The sequence below is a fragment of the Pasteurella dagmatis genome (assembly GCF_900186835.1).
Taxonomy (GTDB): domain Bacteria; phylum Pseudomonadota; class Gammaproteobacteria; order Enterobacterales; family Pasteurellaceae; genus Pasteurella; species Pasteurella dagmatis.
Genome location: NZ_LT906448.1, coordinates 1360607 through 1378547 on the forward strand (window position 1 = coordinate 1360607; position 17941 = coordinate 1378547).

16 protein-coding genes and 3 tRNA genes are annotated in these 17941 nt (G+C 36.5%); 11 read left to right on the forward strand and 8 right to left on the reverse strand.

All coding sequences use genetic code 11. The annotated features are described in order from the left end of the window. Positions 1-126 precede the first annotated feature (126 nt). A complete protein-coding gene (gene mpl / locus CKV78_RS06225) occupies positions 127-1497 on the reverse strand; it encodes a UDP-N-acetylmuramate:L-alanyl-gamma-D-glutamyl-meso-diaminopimelate ligase (protein WP_005763021.1) in 1371 nt (456 codons plus the stop codon). 146 nt (positions 1498-1643) lie between these two features. On the opposite strand from mpl, the gene fbp reads away from it, so the two are divergent. Continuing rightward, a complete protein-coding gene (gene fbp, locus CKV78_RS06230) occupies positions 1644-2645 on the forward strand; it encodes a class 1 fructose-bisphosphatase (protein ID WP_032855319.1) in 1002 nt (333 codons plus the stop codon). A gap of 114 nt (positions 2646-2759) precedes the next feature. After that, a complete protein-coding gene (locus CKV78_RS06235) occupies positions 2760-3263 on the forward strand; it encodes a hypothetical protein (RefSeq protein WP_155811613.1) in 504 nt (167 codons plus the stop codon). Between the two features lie 207 nt (positions 3264-3470). Here CKV78_RS06235 and CKV78_RS06240 read toward each other — a convergent pair. The 3 genes from CKV78_RS06240 to CKV78_RS06250 form a co-directional block, all read right to left on the reverse strand. After that, positions 3471-3557: transfer RNA gene (locus tag CKV78_RS06240), tRNA-Leu, on the reverse strand. Between the two features lie 33 nt (positions 3558-3590). Then, positions 3591-3664, reverse strand: a tRNA-Cys gene (locus CKV78_RS06245). 7 nt (positions 3665-3671) lie between these two features. Further along, positions 3672-3747, reverse strand: a tRNA-Gly gene (locus CKV78_RS06250). 309 nt (positions 3748-4056) lie between these two features. On the opposite strand from CKV78_RS06250, the gene CKV78_RS06255 reads away from it, so the two are divergent. Next, positions 4057-5166, forward strand: a complete 1110-nt coding sequence (locus CKV78_RS06255) for a methionine biosynthesis PLP-dependent protein (RefSeq protein ID WP_005763028.1) — start codon at positions 4057-4059, stop codon at positions 5164-5166. Between the two features lie 114 nt (positions 5167-5280). Further along, positions 5281-5604, forward strand: a complete 324-nt coding sequence (trxA, locus tag CKV78_RS06260) for a thioredoxin (RefSeq protein ID WP_032855320.1) — start codon at positions 5281-5283, stop codon at positions 5602-5604. Between the two features lie 144 nt (positions 5605-5748). On the opposite strand, the gene CKV78_RS06265 is transcribed toward trxA, so the two are convergent. Further along, complete coding sequence (locus tag CKV78_RS06265; protein ID WP_005763032.1) at positions 5749-6558, reverse strand: hypothetical protein; 810 nt, start codon at positions 6556-6558, stop codon at positions 5749-5751. A 139-nt stretch (positions 6559-6697) separates the two neighbouring features. Here CKV78_RS06265 and CKV78_RS06270 point away from each other — a divergent pair, with 139 nt between their 5' ends. From CKV78_RS06270 to nrdG, 7 genes are all read left to right on the forward strand, one after another. Further along, on the forward strand, positions 6698-7369 hold the full coding sequence (locus tag CKV78_RS06270) for a trimeric intracellular cation channel family protein (protein ID WP_005763033.1): 672 nt from the start codon (positions 6698-6700) through the stop codon (positions 7367-7369). Between the two features lie 8 nt (positions 7370-7377). Next, positions 7378-8640, forward strand: coding sequence for a glutamate-5-semialdehyde dehydrogenase (proA, locus tag CKV78_RS06275; protein ID WP_005763034.1), 1263 nt, complete (start codon positions 7378-7380; stop codon positions 8638-8640). Between the two features lie 133 nt (positions 8641-8773). After that, complete coding sequence (gene lysC, locus CKV78_RS06280; protein ID WP_005763036.1) at positions 8774-10126, forward strand: lysine-sensitive aspartokinase 3; 1353 nt, start codon at positions 8774-8776, stop codon at positions 10124-10126. A gap of 290 nt (positions 10127-10416) precedes the next feature. Continuing rightward, complete coding sequence (gene purA / locus CKV78_RS06285; RefSeq protein WP_005763038.1) at positions 10417-11715, forward strand: adenylosuccinate synthase; 1299 nt, start codon at positions 10417-10419, stop codon at positions 11713-11715. 196 nt (positions 11716-11911) lie between these two features. After that, positions 11912-13318 (forward strand): cytochrome-c peroxidase, encoded by a 1407-nt coding sequence (locus CKV78_RS06290; protein ID WP_005763040.1) that lies wholly within the window; start codon positions 11912-11914, stop codon positions 13316-13318. Between the two features lie 310 nt (positions 13319-13628). Then, positions 13629-15755 (forward strand): anaerobic ribonucleoside-triphosphate reductase, encoded by a 2127-nt coding sequence (gene nrdD / locus CKV78_RS06295; RefSeq protein ID WP_005763042.1) that lies wholly within the window; start codon positions 13629-13631, stop codon positions 15753-15755. Between the two features lie 69 nt (positions 15756-15824). Next, the gene (gene nrdG / locus CKV78_RS06300; RefSeq protein ID WP_032855463.1) at positions 15825-16292 is read left to right on the forward strand and encodes an anaerobic ribonucleoside-triphosphate reductase-activating protein; all 468 of its coding nucleotides are present in this window, start codon (positions 15825-15827) and stop codon (positions 16290-16292) included. A gap of 24 nt (positions 16293-16316) precedes the next feature. On the opposite strand, the gene CKV78_RS06305 is transcribed toward nrdG, so the two are convergent. From CKV78_RS06305 to CKV78_RS06315, 3 genes are read right to left on the reverse strand one after another with little or no spacing between them, the layout of a single operon-like run. Next, the gene (locus CKV78_RS06305) at positions 16317-16565 is read right to left on the reverse strand and encodes a hypothetical protein (RefSeq protein ID WP_032855322.1); all 249 of its coding nucleotides are present in this window, start codon (positions 16563-16565) and stop codon (positions 16317-16319) included. Between the two features lie 27 nt (positions 16566-16592). Continuing rightward, positions 16593-17384 (reverse strand): TatD family hydrolase, encoded by a 792-nt coding sequence (locus CKV78_RS06310; protein WP_005763048.1) that lies wholly within the window; start codon positions 17382-17384, stop codon positions 16593-16595. A gap of 26 nt (positions 17385-17410) precedes the next feature. Further along, a complete protein-coding gene (locus CKV78_RS06315) occupies positions 17411-17932 on the reverse strand; it encodes a hypothetical protein (protein WP_032855323.1) in 522 nt (173 codons plus the stop codon). Positions 17933-17941 lie beyond the last annotated feature (9 nt).

The window sequence follows — 17941 nt, forward strand, 5'->3', positions numbered from 1 at the left end:
GATTAATAAAAGTCGTTAGTTTTCAGCTAACGACTTTCTTTTTGTTAAAATTCCCTTAACATCAATCGAGATAAAAAGGACAAAGCAAATGCCTTGTCCTTTCATCTTATATCTTCAGCATAGCTCTCACACTTTCACTGCTAATTTGTCTAATAATTTTTGATGTATTCCACCAAAGCTTCCGTTTGACATCACAAGGATATGATCTTTTGGCTTCGCCTCTGAGACAATCAAATCTACTAGCTTATCTAAATTCATATTCCATACAGCAGGTTGAACACAATCACTAACAATATCTACCACATCCCAGCCAATATTTTCAGGTTGAAAAATAAACACATGATCTGCACGCCCTAATGCTGGCGCGATTTCATCTTTATGTATTCCCATTTTCATGGTATTTGAACGAGGCTCTAACACAGCTAAAATACGTGCTCCTCCACCAACTTTATCACGAAGTGCGGTCAATGTTGCTAAAATTTCTGCTGGATGATGTGCAAAATCATCATAAACAGTTACCCCATTCACCTCCCCTTTCACTTCTAAACGGCGTTTTGGACTCACAAAAGTGGACAATGCTTCACAAGCATCTTGAATTGAAACACCCACATGATGGGCAGCTGCAATCGCCATTAAGGCATTGTGCATGTTATGTTGCCCCACCACATTCCAATGTACTTCTGCCACTTTCTCTCCATTATGGAATACGGCAAATACCGTACTATCATTACGTAAACGCTCGGCATGCCATTCTTTATCACTACCTAAAAATTGTTTTTCTGACCAACACCCCATTTCTAAAGTAGCTTTTACATTGGCTTCATCTGCCACAGATAGGATACGACCATTTGCAGGAATAGTACGAATCATATGATGGAATTGGCGTTGAATTGCTTTTAAATCATCAAAAATATCTGCGTGATCAAAACCAATATTATTAATAATTAATGTTTTTGGATTGTAATGAACGAATTTTGAACGTTTATCAAAAAATGCTGTATCATATTCATCAGCCTCAATGACAAAATAATCACTGTCACCTAAACGTGCTGAAGTGCCAAAATTGCCCGAAATACCACCGATTAAAAAACCAGGTCTTAAACCACACTTATCTAAAATCCAACTTAACATCCCAGTTGTTGTCGTTTTACCATGTGTGCCTGATACAGCAAGAACCCAGCGATCACGCAATAAATTATCGTGTAACCACTGTGGACCAGACGTATAAGGCAACCTATTTTCCAACACATATTCAACACAAGGATTACCACGTTTCATTGCGTTCCCCACAATCACCATATCTGGAATAGGTTGCAATTGTGAAACGTCAAAATTTGGAATAATTTTAATGCCATTTTCTTCAAGAAAAGTACTCATTGGCGGATAAACATTTGTATCAGAACCCGTTACTTTATATCCAAGCTGTTTTGCAATAATTGCAACGCCGCCCATAAACGTGCCACAAATTCCTAAAATATGGATGTGTTTTTTTGTCATTTTTTCATCTCTATCAAACAATAATCATAAAAAGTGTGTCGAAGATCACATTGTTCACATTCCACTTTTCTATGAGAAAACTAAGGTTGCTATAATAAATCAACTCATTAAATGAGTAAAATTTATTAATAGTAAGGATGAGAATTATGAAAACGTTGGGTCAATTTATTGTTGAAAAACAAGCCGAATATCCGAATGCAAAAGGGGAACTGAGTGGGATATTATCCTCCATTCGATTAGTCGCAAAAGTCATTCATCGTGACATAAATAAAGCAGGATTAACAAACAACATTATTGGCACGTCTGGTGCAGAAAATGTACAAGGCGAAACTCAAATGAAGTTGGACCTATTCGCCCACAACACGATGAAGCAAGCATTAATGAGCCGTGAAGAAGTTGCAGGCTTTGCTTCTGAAGAAGAAGAAAATTTCGTGGCATTTGATACTGAACGTGGCCGTAATGCAAAATATGTGATTTTAACAGATCCACTCGATGGCTCATCCAATATTGATGTTAACGTTGCTGTTGGTACAATTTTCTCAATTTATCGCAGAATCTCACCAATCGGTACCCCTGTTACTTTAGAAGACTTTATGCAGCCGGGAAATCGCCAAGTAGCAGCAGGATATATTGTTTACGGGTCATCCACAATGCTAGTGTATACCACCGGTAATGGTGTGAATGGCTTTACTTACGATCCATCACTTGGTGTATTCTGTTTATCTCATGAGAATCTTCAAATGCCAACAAACGGTAAAATCTATTCAATTAATGAAGGACAGTACTTAAAATTTCCACAAGGTGTAAAAAAATATATTAAATATTGCCAAGAAGAGGATAAAGCAACTAATCGCCCTTATGCTTCTCGCTATATTGGTTCGCTAGTTTCTGATTTCCATCGTAATATGCTAAAAGGCGGTATTTATATTTATCCAAAAGCTACTAATTATCCAAACGGTAAGCTTCGCTTATTATATGAAGGAAATCCAATGGCATTTTTAGCAGAACAAGCCGGTGGTAAAGCCAGTGATGGATATAATCGTATTTTAGATATCCAACCAACTGAACTACATCAACGTGTCCCACTCTTTATCGGTTCAAAAGAAATGGTCACAAAAGCCGAAGGTTTTATGAAAGAAAATAATTAAAATGTAAAGAAATTTAAAGAGCCAGCGATCCATTTGACTGGCTCTTTTTGTTTTTTTATTATTTAAAAACTAAAGACTTTTTAAATTATAATTTTAATGCTTAGGAAAGCATACATGAAAATCAACAAGTTACTTATCATAATGTCGTTACTGACAGTAACTGGAGTTTTCTTCGGTCATTATCCTACCCCCAAAACAGATATGTCATCTAGCTATGCTGTAAATAAAAAACATCTTCCTACATTAGAGCAATTTAACAAATCTATCAAAATAACTCCAACTGAAAGATATATAGAGAAAGATCAATATAATAACGAAATTGCAAATATGACTTATCAAATAGATAATTTGAGTGAGAAGGCGATTAGGAAAGTACACTGGAATAGTATCTATATTTGGAATTCCAGCTATCTCTATAGTCATGATTTACCAATATTGTTTGAAACGACCTTAAAGCCGCATAAAAAACAAATGATATCGGAAACAATTTTATTAAAGAGACTTAAAAGCAATCAACAAAAGCTTTTAAAGGATCCAGATAAAAATATTAAAGTAGAAATCATTGCTAGATCCATCGAATTTGAAGATGGCAGCTCAATCATCGTACCTAACTACTAAAAATCAAATATGCTTTTTAATAATCCACTGACAGCTTATGTCAGTGGTGATCAGCATAAATCTCTATTCATTTCTGAGTCATGCATCATTAACAAATTAATGATGCACTAAACCGCCAATAAAATCTGAAGTATATAAATAAAGAAGGTAAATTGCAGGTATAAAAAAAGCCGCATTTTGCGACTTAAACATTTGTTTTATTTTAAATGGTGCCCGAGGCCAGACTTGAACTGGCACGCTTCGAAAAGCGAGGGATTTTAAATCCCTTGTGTCTACCGATTTCACCACTCGGGCGCACAATGTAATTAAAACTAACTGCTGGGGTTATGGAGGCGTGTCCCGGAGTCGAACCGAGCTACATGGATTTGCAATCCAGTGCATAACCGCTTTGCTAACACGCCGTTAGCTTGGAGCGGGAAACGAGGCTCGAACTCGCGACCCCAACCTTGGCAAGGTTGTGCTCTACCAACTGAGCTATTCCCGCATTCGCTGTTAGTGCGGTGCATTCTACTGATTTATAAATTTCTGTCAACGGTTAGTGAAAAAAAATTTATTCATTCGATGAAAAAAAGCTCAAATTGTTCAAAAAGAAGAATCAAAGTCCAAAAATACGCCATTTTTCTTCCATTATATTTATGAATAACACTATTATCTTTTATGAAAAAAATCTGTTTTTATCGTTATTTAGTTTATGTAACAATGTAGAAATTCTTTTTTCTAAAAAATCGCACTAACGACATCAAAATAAAAAAGTGCGGTGGAATCTGTAGTAATTTTTTATAAGGCTATAACAATGACACAACAATATTTAATCGATACACTTTTAGCCCAAGCAGGCAATAAAACAGATGAACGAACTGGTGCAGTTTCAACACCGATTTTTCTTTCTACAGCTTACGGTCACCACGGTATTGGGGAAAGCACGGGCTATGACTACACTCGTACTAAAAATCCAACCCGTACTGTATTAGAAGAAACTATTGCTAAATTAGAAGGTGGTGATCGTGGTTTTGCTTGTGCTTCAGGTATGGCAGCAATTCAATTATTAATGTCGTTATTCACCAATCCGGATGAGTGGATTGTATCAAATGATGTTTATGGTGGTACTTACCGCTTACTAGATTTTGCTTATAAAAATACGAATGGTGTAAAACCTGTTTATGTAAACACAGCGTCTTTAGAAGCGATTGAAGCTGCAATCACACAAAATACTAAAGCAATTTTTGTTGAAACGCCTTCTAACCCATTAATGGAAGAATGTGATGTAGCGGCAATTTCCCAAATTGCTAAAAAACATAATTTACTGTTAATTGTTGATAATACCTTCTTAACGCCTGTGCTATTTAGACCAATGGAACACGGTGCTGATATTGTGATTCACAGTGGCACAAAATATATTGCTGGGCATAATGATGCGTTAGTTGGATTAATTGTAGCAAAAGGCACCGCACTTTGTGATCGTCTATTCTATATTCAAAATGGAGCTGGTGCTGTTCTCTCGCCATTTGATTCTTGGTTAACTATTCGTGGAATGAAAACATTAGCATTACGTATGGAGCGCCACGAAAGCAATGCTAAAGCATTAGCTGAATTTTTACGAGAGCAACCACAAGTAAAAGATGTACTCTATCCAAATAAAGGAGGAATGCTTTCTTTTCGATTAAAAGAGGAAAAATGGGTAAATCCATTTTTAAAAGCGATCAAATTAATTACATTTGCAGAAAGTTTAGGGGGGGCTGAGAGTTTTATTACTTACCCTGCGACACAAACTCATATGGATATTCCAGAACAAGAACGCATTTCTCGAGGCATTTGTAACCGCCTTTTACGTTTTTCTGTGGGGTTAGAAAATGTAAAAGATATTAAAGCTGATTTATTACAAGCTTTCGCTCAGCTAAAATAGTTTTTCATAGTTGAACCGATTGATTTGCATTATGCTTGTGATATGATCATCAACACTTGAAATTATAAAAATCGTTCTTATCATAGAGAACATAATTAACAGAAAAAGGAAAAGATAATGGAAGTATTACATTCTACTGACGCAACATTCGCAGCTGATGTGGTAAATTCAGATGTGCCAGTATTATTAGATTTTTGGGCGCCTTGGTGTGGTCCTTGCCGTATGATTTCACCAATTTTAGATGAAATTGCAACGGAATTTTCGGGTAAAGTAAAAGTAGTAAAAATCAATATCGATGAAAACCAGGCAACACCAGCGCAATTGGGTGTACGTAGTATCCCAACTTTAGTGTTATTTAAAGATGGTAAACCAGTTGCAACACAAGTGGGCGCATTGCCAAAAAACCAATTAGCAAATTTTATTAATCAAAATATCTAATTGTACTCAAAAAATGCCCAAATAAGGGATTGAGATAATATTAAAAACCGCTAATGAATTCATCAAAAGCGGTTTTTCTATATCTGCTACTTCAAGAATTAAGTACGAGAAAAAAAGCGTACTCAATTCCACGCCTATTCTGAGTTAAGCAATATAAGCAAAACTACTCCAAACTGGCAATGAGGCTGAAATCAACAATAAAATGCTTAACGATATATAAGACAACGTCCAGCGTTTAAAAATATGTACGGCCAAAATAAATGCCATAAATAAGTGCAGTATAAAATACAAGATAAAAGCAAATTCATTAGCAAATTTGACCGAACTTGATTCACTAAATAGTACAAATAGTGCCGCTAATGAGTTACAAAATAGCATTATTAACATTCCTAATGGCAACAATGCAATAAAGCCCTGTAAACGATTTCTGGCAATTACTAAGGCTAAATTAGCTAAAATAATACCTGTCAAACTCTGACCAAAAACACTGAACTGAATAAAATATAAAGCTGAGATATCAATAAATATTAATAGATAACCAACGATGCCTAATCCACCAATCATTGCAGCCATTATCAATACTGAACGTCTAAATTGTGGATCTTGCGGTTGAATCCAAGTAGCAATCACCATACTTAAGCCAGCAATGCAGACAAAATCTGTTAACACAAAATGATAATTTGAAAAGACACTCAAGAAAAACCAAACTAACCAGAAAATCGCAAAATATAAATTTACTTTGCTCAAACGCCAGCGTTGTCCTGAACAAATTTGCCCTTTTGAAAAGACGATCAAACAAAGTAATTGTGCGGTAAGAAATGCAAAAGCCAGATGCGATATTGCTTTAGGTTGAGATTGTAAAAACAAGGTAAAAATATCCACACCGAGTAATAAAAGAATCGGAAACGCCGAAATAAAGACAGTAAAAAGCACCGGTTGTTTTTCTTCAGACATAATTTTTCCTGAGTAAAAAGAGAAAATAGGTGGCTAATTATGCAAGAATTCAAAAGTGCGGTCAAAATTTCCTATCATTTTGATTGATTCCTCTCTAAAATAATCGAAAAATTAACCGCACTTTTTGAGATGGAATTTTATGCTACTAAGTGTTTTATATATTATTGGCATTACCGCTGAAGCGATCACTGGTGCGCTTGCTGCTGGGCGGGAAAAAATGGATATTTTTGGTGTGATAATCATCGCTTCGATGACAGCGATTGGTGGAGGCTCCGTACGAGATGTATTACTTGGTCACTACCCTCTCGGCTGGGTTAAAAACCCACAATATTTCTTAATTGTTGCCACTGCCGCCGTTCTCACAGTCGTTATTGCCCCTCTTATTCGCCAATTTATACGTTATTTTCATACCATTTTTCTAGTGCTTGATGCGCTAGGTTTAATTGTCTTTTCAATTATCGGTGCACAAATCGCATTAGATATGGGACACGGCTTTACAATTGCGATTATCGCCGCCATTATTACAGGAGCATTTGGTGGTGTACTGCGTGATCTACTTTGTAATCGGATTCCATTAGTTTTCCAAAAAGAACTTTATGCAAGTATTGCGTTTATTGCGACTGCAATTTATATCGGGCTGCAACAACTACATTTAGAGCAAAATCTGGTGATTATCATTACTTTAGTAAGCGGATTTATTGCTCGTCTATTAGCAATTTATTTCGAATGGGGATTACCGGTCTTTGACTACCAAGAGCAAGAAATTCCAAAAAACAAAGCAAACGACAAACTACCAACAAAAACAAAATAGGCAGGATTATGAGTATTAATTTGCAAGCAATGGGAAAACAAGCTAAGCAAGCAGCTTTTGTCTTATCACAACTTTCACAGCAACAAAAAAATCAAGCATTACAACTGATTGCTGAAGAATTAAAAAAACAATCTGATGTTATTTTGGCTGCAAATGCTAAAGATATCGAAACTGCAAAACAAAATGGTTTATCTGATGCCATTATCGATCGTTTATTACTGACAGAAGATCGCTTGAATGCTATTGCTAATGATGTGCTGCACGTTATCTCTTTAGCGGATCCCATTGGCAAATTAATTGACGGTGGAATCTTAGATAGCGGATTAAAAATTGAACGTGTACGAGTTCCTCTCGGTGTAGTAGGTACCATTTACGAAGCTCGCCCAAACGTGACAATTGATGTAGCAACCCTTTGTTTAAAGACAGGCAATGCAGTGATTCTACGTGGTGGCAAAGAAACACAGCACTCCAACAAAGTTTTAGTCGAAGTGGTACAGCATGCCCTAGAAAAAGCAGGATTGCCAAGACACGCAGTGCAAGCAGTTAATAACCCTGACCGAGCATTAGTAATGGAACTGCTCAAACTAGATCGTTATGTAGATATGATTATTCCACGAGGCGGAGCAGGACTACACGAGCTATGCAAACAACATTCAACTATTCCAGTAATTGTTGGTGGGATTGGTGTATGTCATTTATTCGTAGAAGAAAGTGCTGATTTTGATAAATCATTACTACTGATTGAAAATGCGAAAACACAGCGACCAAGTACCTGTAATACGCTAGAAACCTTGCTAGTACAACGCAGTATTGCCGAGCAATTTCTACCAAAATTAGCGAAACAACTTGGAGCGAAAAAAGTAAAATTTCATGCAGATTCGACCGCACTTTCTATCCTGCAAGCTTGCCACGCTGAAGTTAGCCCTGTGCAAGAACAAGAATTACGCCAAGAATGGCTATCTTATGATTTGAATGTAGTCGTTGTAGAAGATTTAGCACAAGCGATTGAACATATTCGTAAATACGGTAGCCAACACTCTGACGGCATCTTAACTAGCTCACAACAACTTGCTCAGCAGTTTGTAGCCCAAGTGGATTCTGCTGCCGTTTATATAAATGCAAGTACAAGATTTACTGATGGTGGACAATTTGGTTTAGGTGCTGAAGTAGCAGTAAGCACACAAAAACTCCACGCTCGTGGTCCAATGGGACTAGAAGCATTAACCACATATAAATGGGTTTGTATAGGTGATTACGCATCTCGCATATAAATAACCTCTAATAAAAAGTGATTTTTATTATTTTTAAATGATATTAATTTAAAATTTATTAAAATATATTTAAAAAATTACAATTTGTTATACATTAAATAGTTATCATAAAAAGTAAAAAGGAATGTTTTCTATGTCTCATCTTTCCGTTGCTAAATTTGGGGGCACTAGCGTAGCAAATCATTGTGCCATGAAATCTTGTGCACATATTGTGATTAATGACCCAAATACTCGTGTTGTGGTCCTTTCTGCCTCTGCTGGAGTAACGAATTTACTAGTTACATTAGCCAATGGTTGTGAAGCAGCTGAACGAGCAAAACTAATTAATGAAGTTCGCCAAATTCAGGAAAATATTCTGAAAGAATTACAAGATGACAGCTTAGTTAGAAATCAAATCGAAGCTATTTTAACAAATATCGAATCTTTAGCTGAAACAGCGAAAATTGAAAACTCAGCAGCACTCACTGATGAGCTGATTAGCCAAGGCGAAATGATGTCATCATTGATTTTTGTTGAAGTATTACGTGAGCTTAATATATCAGCAACTTGGGTTGATGTACGTGAGATCATTGCAACCAATAGCCATTTTAGTCAAGCGATACCGAATGATGAGAAAACGCAAGAAAATAGTGATAAATTTCTTAAACCACTTATTGAACGTGGCGAGCTAGTCATTACACAAGGGTTTATCGGACGTGACCCGAATGGGCAAACGACAACACTAGGCCGTGGAGGCAGTGACTATTCAGCCGCATTACTTGCCGAAGTATTACACGCGCAAGATGTCTTAATTTGGACTGATGTTGCTGGCATTTATACAACGGATCCTCGAATTGTGCCAAATGCAAAGCGCATTGATACAATGAGTTTTTCTGAAGCAGCTGAAATGGCAACTTTCGGTGCGAAAGTGCTACATCCTTCTACATTATTGCCAGCAGTACGCAGTAACATTCCTGTTTATGTTGGTTCAAGCAAAGCACCTGAAAATGGTGGTTCCTGGGTGACTCTTGATCCGCAACCTCGCCCATTATTTAGAGCCATTGCATTACGTCGCGATCAAGTATTAATCACATTATCAAACTTAAATATGCGACACACAAAAGGTTTTTTAGCAACGGTATTTACCATCTTAGCAAAACATAAAATGTCTGTGGATATCGTCACAACATCTGAAGTAAGTATCGCACTTACGTTAGATAAAACGAATATAGACACCTCTGCTGTAGATGTACTTTCACCAACATTACTTAATGAATTAAGCGAATTGTGTACGGTGAAAATCGATACAGATTTATCACTGGTCACATTAATTGGTAATAACTTGCATACGTCTGCCGGCGTTGCAAAACAAATTTTCAATACATTAGAAAATTATAATATTCGTACCATCAATTACGGTGCAAGTACCAACAATGTTTGTATGCTTGTACAAAGCCAACAAGCCGATGAAGTTGTCTCCCAGCTACATAAAGCATTGTTTGAATAAATCTCATACCAGTTAAATGCACAATATAAAGCCAGAGAGAAAATCCCTCTTTGGCTTTTTAAACTTACCCTTCTATTAAAATATCAAATAAAATCATAAATCGTTTCAATCTCTCTACCTCATTCTAGTTTCCATTGATAAAAATAGGGAGTTATCACTCTCATTTTAACTTCTACAATCCTTGTCAATTATCAAATAAAAACATAAATGGATTGAGATTAAAGCCAGAAAATAGTACATTAATCCGCTGTTCATTTTATTTATACATCAAGCGTAAGGCGGATAATACTATGGGAAAAAGTGTTGTTATCTTAGGAGCTCAATGGGGCGATGAAGGTAAAGGTAAAATTGTTGACTTATTAACTGATCGCGTAAAATACGTTGTTCGTTATCAAGGTGGTCACAACGCTGGTCATACTCTCATCATTAATGGTGAAAAAACAGTACTTCGTTTAATTCCATCAGGCATTTTACGTGAAAATGTCACTTGCTTAATTGGTAATGGTGTTGTTCTTTCGCCTGCTGCGTTAATGCAAGAAATGGGCGAATTAGAAAGTCGTGGTATCAATGTTCGTGAACGTTTATTAATTTCTGAAGCTTGTCCATTAATCCTTCCATATCACGTTGCAATGGACCACGCACGTGAAGCCTCATTAGGCAAAAACAAAATCGGTACAACTGGTCGTGGAATTGGTCCAGCTTATGAAGATAAAGTTGCTCGTCGTGGCTTACGTGTTGGTGACTTATTCAATCGTGACGCATTTGCAGAAAAATTAAAAAATATCTTAGAATACTACAACTTTCAATTAGTTAATTATTACAAAGCTGAACCTATTGACTACCAAAAAACGTTAGATGATGTGATGAGTGTTGCAGACATCATTACAGGGATGGTAGCTGATATAACGACAATTTTAGATAAAGCACGTAAAAATGGTGACAATATCTTATTCGAAGGTGCACAAGGCACAATGTTAGATATTGACCACGGAACCTATCCATTCGTAACCAGTTCAAATACAACTGCGGGTGGTGTTGCAACTGGTGCAGGTTTTGGCCCTCGTAATTTAGATTACGTATTAGGTATTATCAAAGCTTATTGTACTCGTGTTGGTGGCGGTCCATTCACCACTGAATTATTTAATGACATTGGGGCAGAAATCGCACACAAAGGCAATGAATTTGGTGCTGTAACTGGCAGACCACGTCGTTGTGGTTGGTTTGATGCTGTGGCAATTCGTCGTGCAATTCAGCTTAACTCAATTTCAGGTTTCTGTATGACAAAACTTGACGTATTAGATGGCTTCGATGAAGTGAAAATCTGTGTTGCATATAAAATGCCGAACGGTGAAATTGTCGAATACGCACCACTTGCTGCAAAAGATTGGGAAGGTGTTGAACCAATTTATGAAACCATGCCAGGTTGGAAGGAAAATACTTTCGGTGTAACGCAAGTTAATCAATTACCCGAAGCTTGCCGCAACTACGTAAAACGTATTGAAGAAGTTACAGGCGTACCCGTTGATATTCTGTCAACAGGTCCAGATCGTGTTGAAACAATGATTTTACGTGATCCTTTCGCAGCATAAAATATTTGCTCATTTCGACCGCACTTTTAAGATGGAAAGCTAAATCTAGCTTTCCATTTTTTACTTAAATAGCTTAGAAATAGGAAATACAAATTGATTTTATAGATATTTTAAATTAAATTTTTTAACTTAGATCAAATTTCCCTATTTTTTGTAATGTTAATATATAACCATATCATTAATTAGGGAGCTATTTATGAAAATCAAAAAACTGCTTTTATCCACAATTGCTATCGTAACCGCAGGCATTTTAGGCACTGTTGGCTATGTTCACATTTTTGATAAAGAGCAATCTGCCAAGCTACTAAACCAACACTCTTTCGATGATAAAACTCGCCAAGTTGCCAAAATCCTCTACGATAATGGTTGTCAATATTGTCATACTTCTAACACAGAATTGCCTTTCTACGCTAAATTCCCTATTGTTGACAAAATAATGGAAGAAGATATTCAAAAAGGTATGCGTGTATTTTTATTGAATGACATTATTGAAGGTTTAAAAGATCCAAGTAAGATCTCTGAGGTAAGTCTTGCGAAGTTAGAACAAGTACTTGTTAACGATGAAATGCCAATTGCTAAGTTTATTCACATTCATTGGGGTTCTCGCCCTGATGCAACAGAGAAAGCACATCTATTAGATTGGATCCGTGAACAACGTAAAATACATTTCTTACCTGAAAATACAGAAGGAACAAATCCTTTACGATTAGTTCAGCCAATTCCAGATCAAATCAAAACAGATCCACTCAAAGTTGAATTAGGAAATCTACTCTATCACGATGGTCGCTTATCTGCTGATGGTAGTATTCAATGCCATACCTGTCACCAATTACAAGTAGGTGGAACTGATGGTTTAGATGTTTCAGTGGGTATTGATGGCTTAAAAGGTGGAATTAATGCTCCAACCGTTTATAACGCTGCATTTAACACTGCACAATTCTGGGATGGTCGAGCCAAAGATCTAGCAGCACAAGCAGGGGGACCACCGCTTAATCCTATTGAAATGGGCTCAAAAACTTGGGATGAAATCGTTGCAAAATTTGAGCAAGATGAAACATTCAAAGAAAAATTCTTAGCTGTTTATCCTGAAATTAGCGAGGCAACAATCACGAATGCAATTGCTGAATTTGAAAAAACGTTAATTACGCCAAATAGTGCCTTTGACCGTTATCTCAAAGGCGATAAAAAAGCCTTAACAGCTTCACAAATTCGAGGTTATGAGCTATTTGAACAACATAAATGTGACACTTGCCACGTTGGTGTTGCAATGGGAGGACAGTCTTACGAATATATGGGCTTATTTGATGATTATTTTGCAGCCAGAGGTACGCCTTTAACTGATGCAGATCAAGGTCGTTTTGCACATACACAAGACCCTGCAGATATGCACAAATTTAAAGTGCCAACTTTACGTAATATTGCATTAACAGCCCCTTATATGCACGATGCACGCACAAGTGATTTGAAAGAAGCGGTACGTATTATGTTACATTATCAAAGTGGTAAAACATTGCCAGATCAAGATGTAGCAGATATTACTTCATTCTTAGAAAGTTTAACTGGTGAATATCAAGGAAAATTATTAACAAGAGAAACAAAATAATATTGTTCATAATAAAAAAATTACTCCCTATTGTGACCTAGCATTAGCTAGGTCTTTTTTGTAAAAAACAAACACACTGTCTTCCTAATTTATTTGATCTAGATCACAATTCCCAAAAAAACATTTGAGAATAATTCTCATAAATCAATGACATTTTTCTTAATAAAAGCAATTAGTAATCCTCACTAATGTTAGTTTTATACACATCTGACATCAATAAAACACTATATATTGTGGTTGAAAATATAATTTTAACTATATATAGTACTCAGCGAGTCATCTAGTCATACATAAATATAGGGTAAAAAATATGGCAACTTTCTTTGTAATCAAACGCGACGGTTCACGTGCCAGTTTCGAAGTACAACGTATCATTAATGCAGTAAAAAAAGCAGCTGAAGCGGTAAATATCGACAATGAACATTATTGTCATACTATCGGACAACGTGTTAGTGATGAAATATTCACCGGTTATCAAAATGAAATTGATATTAGCCATATTCAAAAGATTGTTGAAAATCAGCTAATGTCTGGACAGTATCCTGAAATTGCACGTGCTTATATTGAATATCGCCACGACAGAGATCTTGCTCGTGAAAAGCGTAGCCAACTGACCAAAGAAATTGAAGGATTAATTGAACAAAGCAATGTTGAACTACTCAATGAAAATGCGAATAAGGATGCGAAAGTTATTCCTACACAACGTGATTTACTCGCTGGTATTGTTGCTAAGCACTATGCCAAACGTTATATTCTCCCAAGAGATGTAGTAGAAGCTCACGAAAAAGGTGAAATACATTATCACGACCTTGATTATGCACCGTTCTTCCCAATGTTTAACTGTATGTTAGTTGATCTTAAAGGAATGCTCAGTAACGGTTTTAAAATGGGAAATGCTGAAATTGAGCCACCTAAATCAATTACCACAGCAACTGCCGTCAGCGCACAAATTATTGCTCAAGTAGCTAGTCATATTTATGGTGGTACGACAATCAACCGCATTGATGAAGTGCTTGCCCCCTATGTTCAACTAAGCTACGAAAAACACCTTAAAACTGCAGAACAGTGGCAAGTGCCGGAAGCTGAAAAATATGCTGCTGCGTTAATTGAAAAAGAGTGTTTTGATGCATTCCAGTCTTTGGAATATGAAGTCAACACATTACATACCTCTAATGGTCAAACACCTTTTGTGACTTTTGGCTTCGGTTTAGGAACAAGCTGGCAAGAGCGTCTCATTCAACGCTCAATTTTACGTAATCGCATTCGTGGATTAGGGAAAAACCATAAAACGCCTGTTTTTCCTAAACTCGTATTTACCTTGAAAAAAGGGATTAACCAAAGCAAAGATGATCCAAATTATGATATCAAACAACTTGCGCTTGAATGTGCCTCTAAACGTATGTATCCAGACATTTTAAATTATGATCAAGTAGTTAAAGTAACGGGGTCATTCAAGGCACCGATGGGCTGTCGAAGCTTTTTAGGTGCATATAGTGAAAACGCTGAAGAAATTCACGATGGCCGAAATAATTTAGGAGTTGTCAGCCTTAACCTTCCTCGAATTGCAATCGAAGCAAAAAGGGATGAAAAACAATTCTATCAACTACTTGATAAACGTCTGGCTATTGCTAAAAAAGCCCTGATGACCCGTATTGCACGTTTAGAAAATACCAAAGCCAGAGTAGCTCCTATTTTGTATATGGAGGGCGCTTGTGGAGTACGTTTGAAAGCTGATGATAATGTTGCACAAATTTTTAAAAATGGAAGAGCTTCTATTTCTCTCGGCTATATTGGCATTCACGAAACTATTAATGCTCTTTATGGTCACTCACATATTTATGATGATGAGATATTACGTAAGAAAGGTATTGCTATCGTTGAATACCTTAGCAAAGCCGTCCAAGCTTGGAAACAGGAAACAGGTTATGCTTTCAGCCTTTATTCCACACCAAGTGAAAACCTTTGCGACCGTTTCTGTCGCTTAGATACCAAACAATTTGGCATCATCGAAAATGTCACTGATAAAGGTTACTACACCAATAGCTACCATTTAGATGTAGAGAAAAAGGTCAATCCATACGACAAAATTGATTTCGAAATGCCATACCCATCTTTTGCTAGTGGTGGATTTATTTGCTACGGAGAATATCCCAATATTCAGCATAACCTAAAAGCCTTGGAAGACGTCTGGGATTACAGCTATGAACGAGTACCTTACTACGGCACAAATACACCTATTGATGAGTGCTATGAATGTGGTTTCAGTGGTGAATTTGAGTGTACAAGCAAAGGATTCACTTGCCCGAAATGTGGTAATCACGATAGCGAAAAAGTCTCTGTTACTCGACGGGTATGCGGTTATTTAGGCAGTCCAGATGCTCGACCATTTAACGCAGGAAAACAAGAAGAAGTGAAACGTCGCATAAAACACTTATAAACGTTTTCTACTTTCTTTTGCTTTGCCAGAAGAAAGTAGATACTTTCGTTGAAATGGATGGCTGATGAAATGAATTATATACAATACTACCCCACTGATATTGTTAATGGTGAGGGTACAAGATGTACTCTTTTTGTAAGTGGTTGCACGCACGCTTGTCGAGGTTGTTATAATAAAAAAAGTTGGTCATTTAGTGCAGGGATGCCTTTTGATGAAGCTATGGAACAGCAAATTATCAATGATCTAACGGATAATCGTATTAAACGTCAAGGCTTAACACTAACCGGAGGCGATCCTTTACACCCCAGAAATCTTGCTGTACTACTTCCTTTTGTGCAACGTATTAAAGCACTTTGCCCAGATAAAGATATTTGGGTTTGGACCGGATATAAATTAGATGAGTTAGATGAATTCCAACGACAAATTTTGCCTTATGTGGATGTGTTAATTGATGGGAAATTTGAGCAAGAAAAAGCCGACCCTGGCCTTGCTTGGCGAGGTTCGGCTAATCAAGTTATTCATCGATTTAAACTTTGATGAAACCAGTATAATTTTGATACGTTAATACAATAATGCGATAACTGCGACAATATTTCCTAACAGAATTAACAAACCACCATAAATTAAATTTTGTTTGGTTTTCTTAGACAAAGAAATATTTACCCAATTTAGCTTTTTTCTTTGTAGTTTTATATTCCCACGTACAAGCTCAAAAAATTGTGTATAAGAAAAACTTTTAGAAAGCCAAGTTGAGCACTCAATGAGTGACCCGCAAAAACGCAATATCATTAACATCCTTGCTTTTAACATAAGCATTTTCCTTAACTTAGAATTATGTTAAATGGCAAATAACAACTCACTATTTTGCCAAATAATTTGTTTGATTTTTTCAGGCGATTCATTTCTCAGTTCACAAAGGTGCTGAAAAACATTGGCTATACGTTCAGGACGATTAGGCTGCCCTTGAAAACCAAATACCGGCATATCTGGTGCATCCGTTTCTAACACAAGACAATTTAATGGCAAACGGCGAATTGTTTCACGTGTTTTATTTGCTCGCAGATAGGTAATTGTACCACCGACTCCAATCTTATAACCAAGCTCCACGAAACGTTTAGCTTGCTCATAGCTGCCAGAAAAGCCGTGAATAATACCACATTTTTTTAAAGATACACGCTTTAGAAATGTAAAGATTTGGTCGTGCGCCTTTCGGGAGTGCAAACTCACTGGTAAATCATACTGTTGCGCAAAAAACAATTGAGTTTCAAGAAATTCACATTGTTTCTTCCAGAGTTCATCTGTCAATAACTCTGGGATTGCTCGCTCTAAGCCAATTTCAGCTACAGCACGACAGTTTGCTGTTCTAGAGATTAATCGCTGCTCTAGTTTGTCTAAATCTGCATAGCTATGTTGACGAATATAAAGTGGATGCAAACCCAAGCCATAATACAAGTTATTAGGATAAAGTGCGGTGATTTTTTCGAGATTTTCAAAATATTTTTCTAATACACCAACAATCAAGATTTTTTCTACTCCAGCTTTGCTGGCGTTTGCCACTAAATCCCCAAGCGGTTCGCCTGTATCTGCTTGTAAATAATCTAAATGGGTGTGAGTATCGAAAAATGGCATCGTACTTCCGTCAAATCAATGAAAAATTATTTTAACTTAATATCCGTTTCATACAATCTTAAAATTGCAGGCTCTGATACTAAACCATAAGCACGGAACTTAAGTGTATATTTAATTGCTGCACTTTTTGGCACAGTAATATCATTTTCCATATAGTTTGCATACGTCACAAAACTATCTGCATCAAGTAGCTGTAAGTTTTTCTTTTCGTTTAAATTGACTAGACGAATAATTTTGTCTGTTTTGTTTTTGAAACCAAGGTCAATTTCATAAAGACCAACATTAGTTTTCTGAATTGAAAAGATCACAATATCCACATATTCTTGATATTTTTTATCACGTACAATGATAGCATCGTCAATACTCGTTCCTTCTGTACGGCCTGTGTCAATCCCTTCTTTTACTCCTTTGATGACATCTTTGCCATCTTGAACCACTTCGGAGATAACGGTGGAAACACGATCAACAATTGAAGATTTTTCTTCCGCATAGCTATTTATAGACGTGAGTGCCAACAATACACAAGCTAATAAAGTTCCTTTTTTCATAAAATACAC

Bases quoted from the DNA above. Each gene is read 5' to 3' on its own strand.
- mpl (WP_005763021.1), bottom strand. From the start codon at position 1,497: ATGACAAAAAAACACATCCATATTTTAGGAATTTGTGGCACGTTTATG.
- fbp (WP_032855319.1), top strand. From the start codon at position 1,644: ATGAAAACGTTGGGTCAATTTATTGTTGAAAAACAAGCCGAATATCCG.
- CKV78_RS06235 (WP_155811613.1), top strand. From the start codon at position 2,760: ATGAAAATCAACAAGTTACTTATCATAATGTCGTTACTGACAGTAACT.
- CKV78_RS06255 (WP_005763028.1), top strand. From the start codon at position 4,057: ATGACACAACAATATTTAATCGATACACTTTTAGCCCAAGCAGGCAAT.
- CKV78_RS06265 (WP_005763032.1), bottom strand. From the start codon at position 6,558: ATGTCTGAAGAAAAACAACCGGTGCTTTTTACTGTCTTTATTTCGGCG.
- CKV78_RS06270 (WP_005763033.1), top strand. From the start codon at position 6,698: ATGCTACTAAGTGTTTTATATATTATTGGCATTACCGCTGAAGCGATC.
- proA (WP_005763034.1), top strand. From the start codon at position 7,378: ATGAGTATTAATTTGCAAGCAATGGGAAAACAAGCTAAGCAAGCAGCT.
- lysC (WP_005763036.1), top strand. From the start codon at position 8,774: ATGTCTCATCTTTCCGTTGCTAAATTTGGGGGCACTAGCGTAGCAAAT.
- purA (WP_005763038.1), top strand. From the start codon at position 10,417: ATGGGAAAAAGTGTTGTTATCTTAGGAGCTCAATGGGGCGATGAAGGT.
- CKV78_RS06290 (WP_005763040.1), top strand. From the start codon at position 11,912: ATGAAAATCAAAAAACTGCTTTTATCCACAATTGCTATCGTAACCGCA.
- nrdD (WP_005763042.1), top strand. From the start codon at position 13,629: ATGGCAACTTTCTTTGTAATCAAACGCGACGGTTCACGTGCCAGTTTC.
- nrdG (WP_032855463.1), top strand. From the start codon at position 15,825: ATGAATTATATACAATACTACCCCACTGATATTGTTAATGGTGAGGGT.
- CKV78_RS06305 (WP_032855322.1), bottom strand. From the start codon at position 16,565: ATGTTAAAAGCAAGGATGTTAATGATATTGCGTTTTTGCGGGTCACTC.
- CKV78_RS06310 (WP_005763048.1), bottom strand. From the start codon at position 17,384: ATGCCATTTTTCGATACTCACACCCATTTAGATTATTTACAAGCAGAT.
- CKV78_RS06315 (WP_032855323.1), bottom strand. From the start codon at position 17,932: ATGAAAAAAGGAACTTTATTAGCTTGTGTATTGTTGGCACTCACGTCT.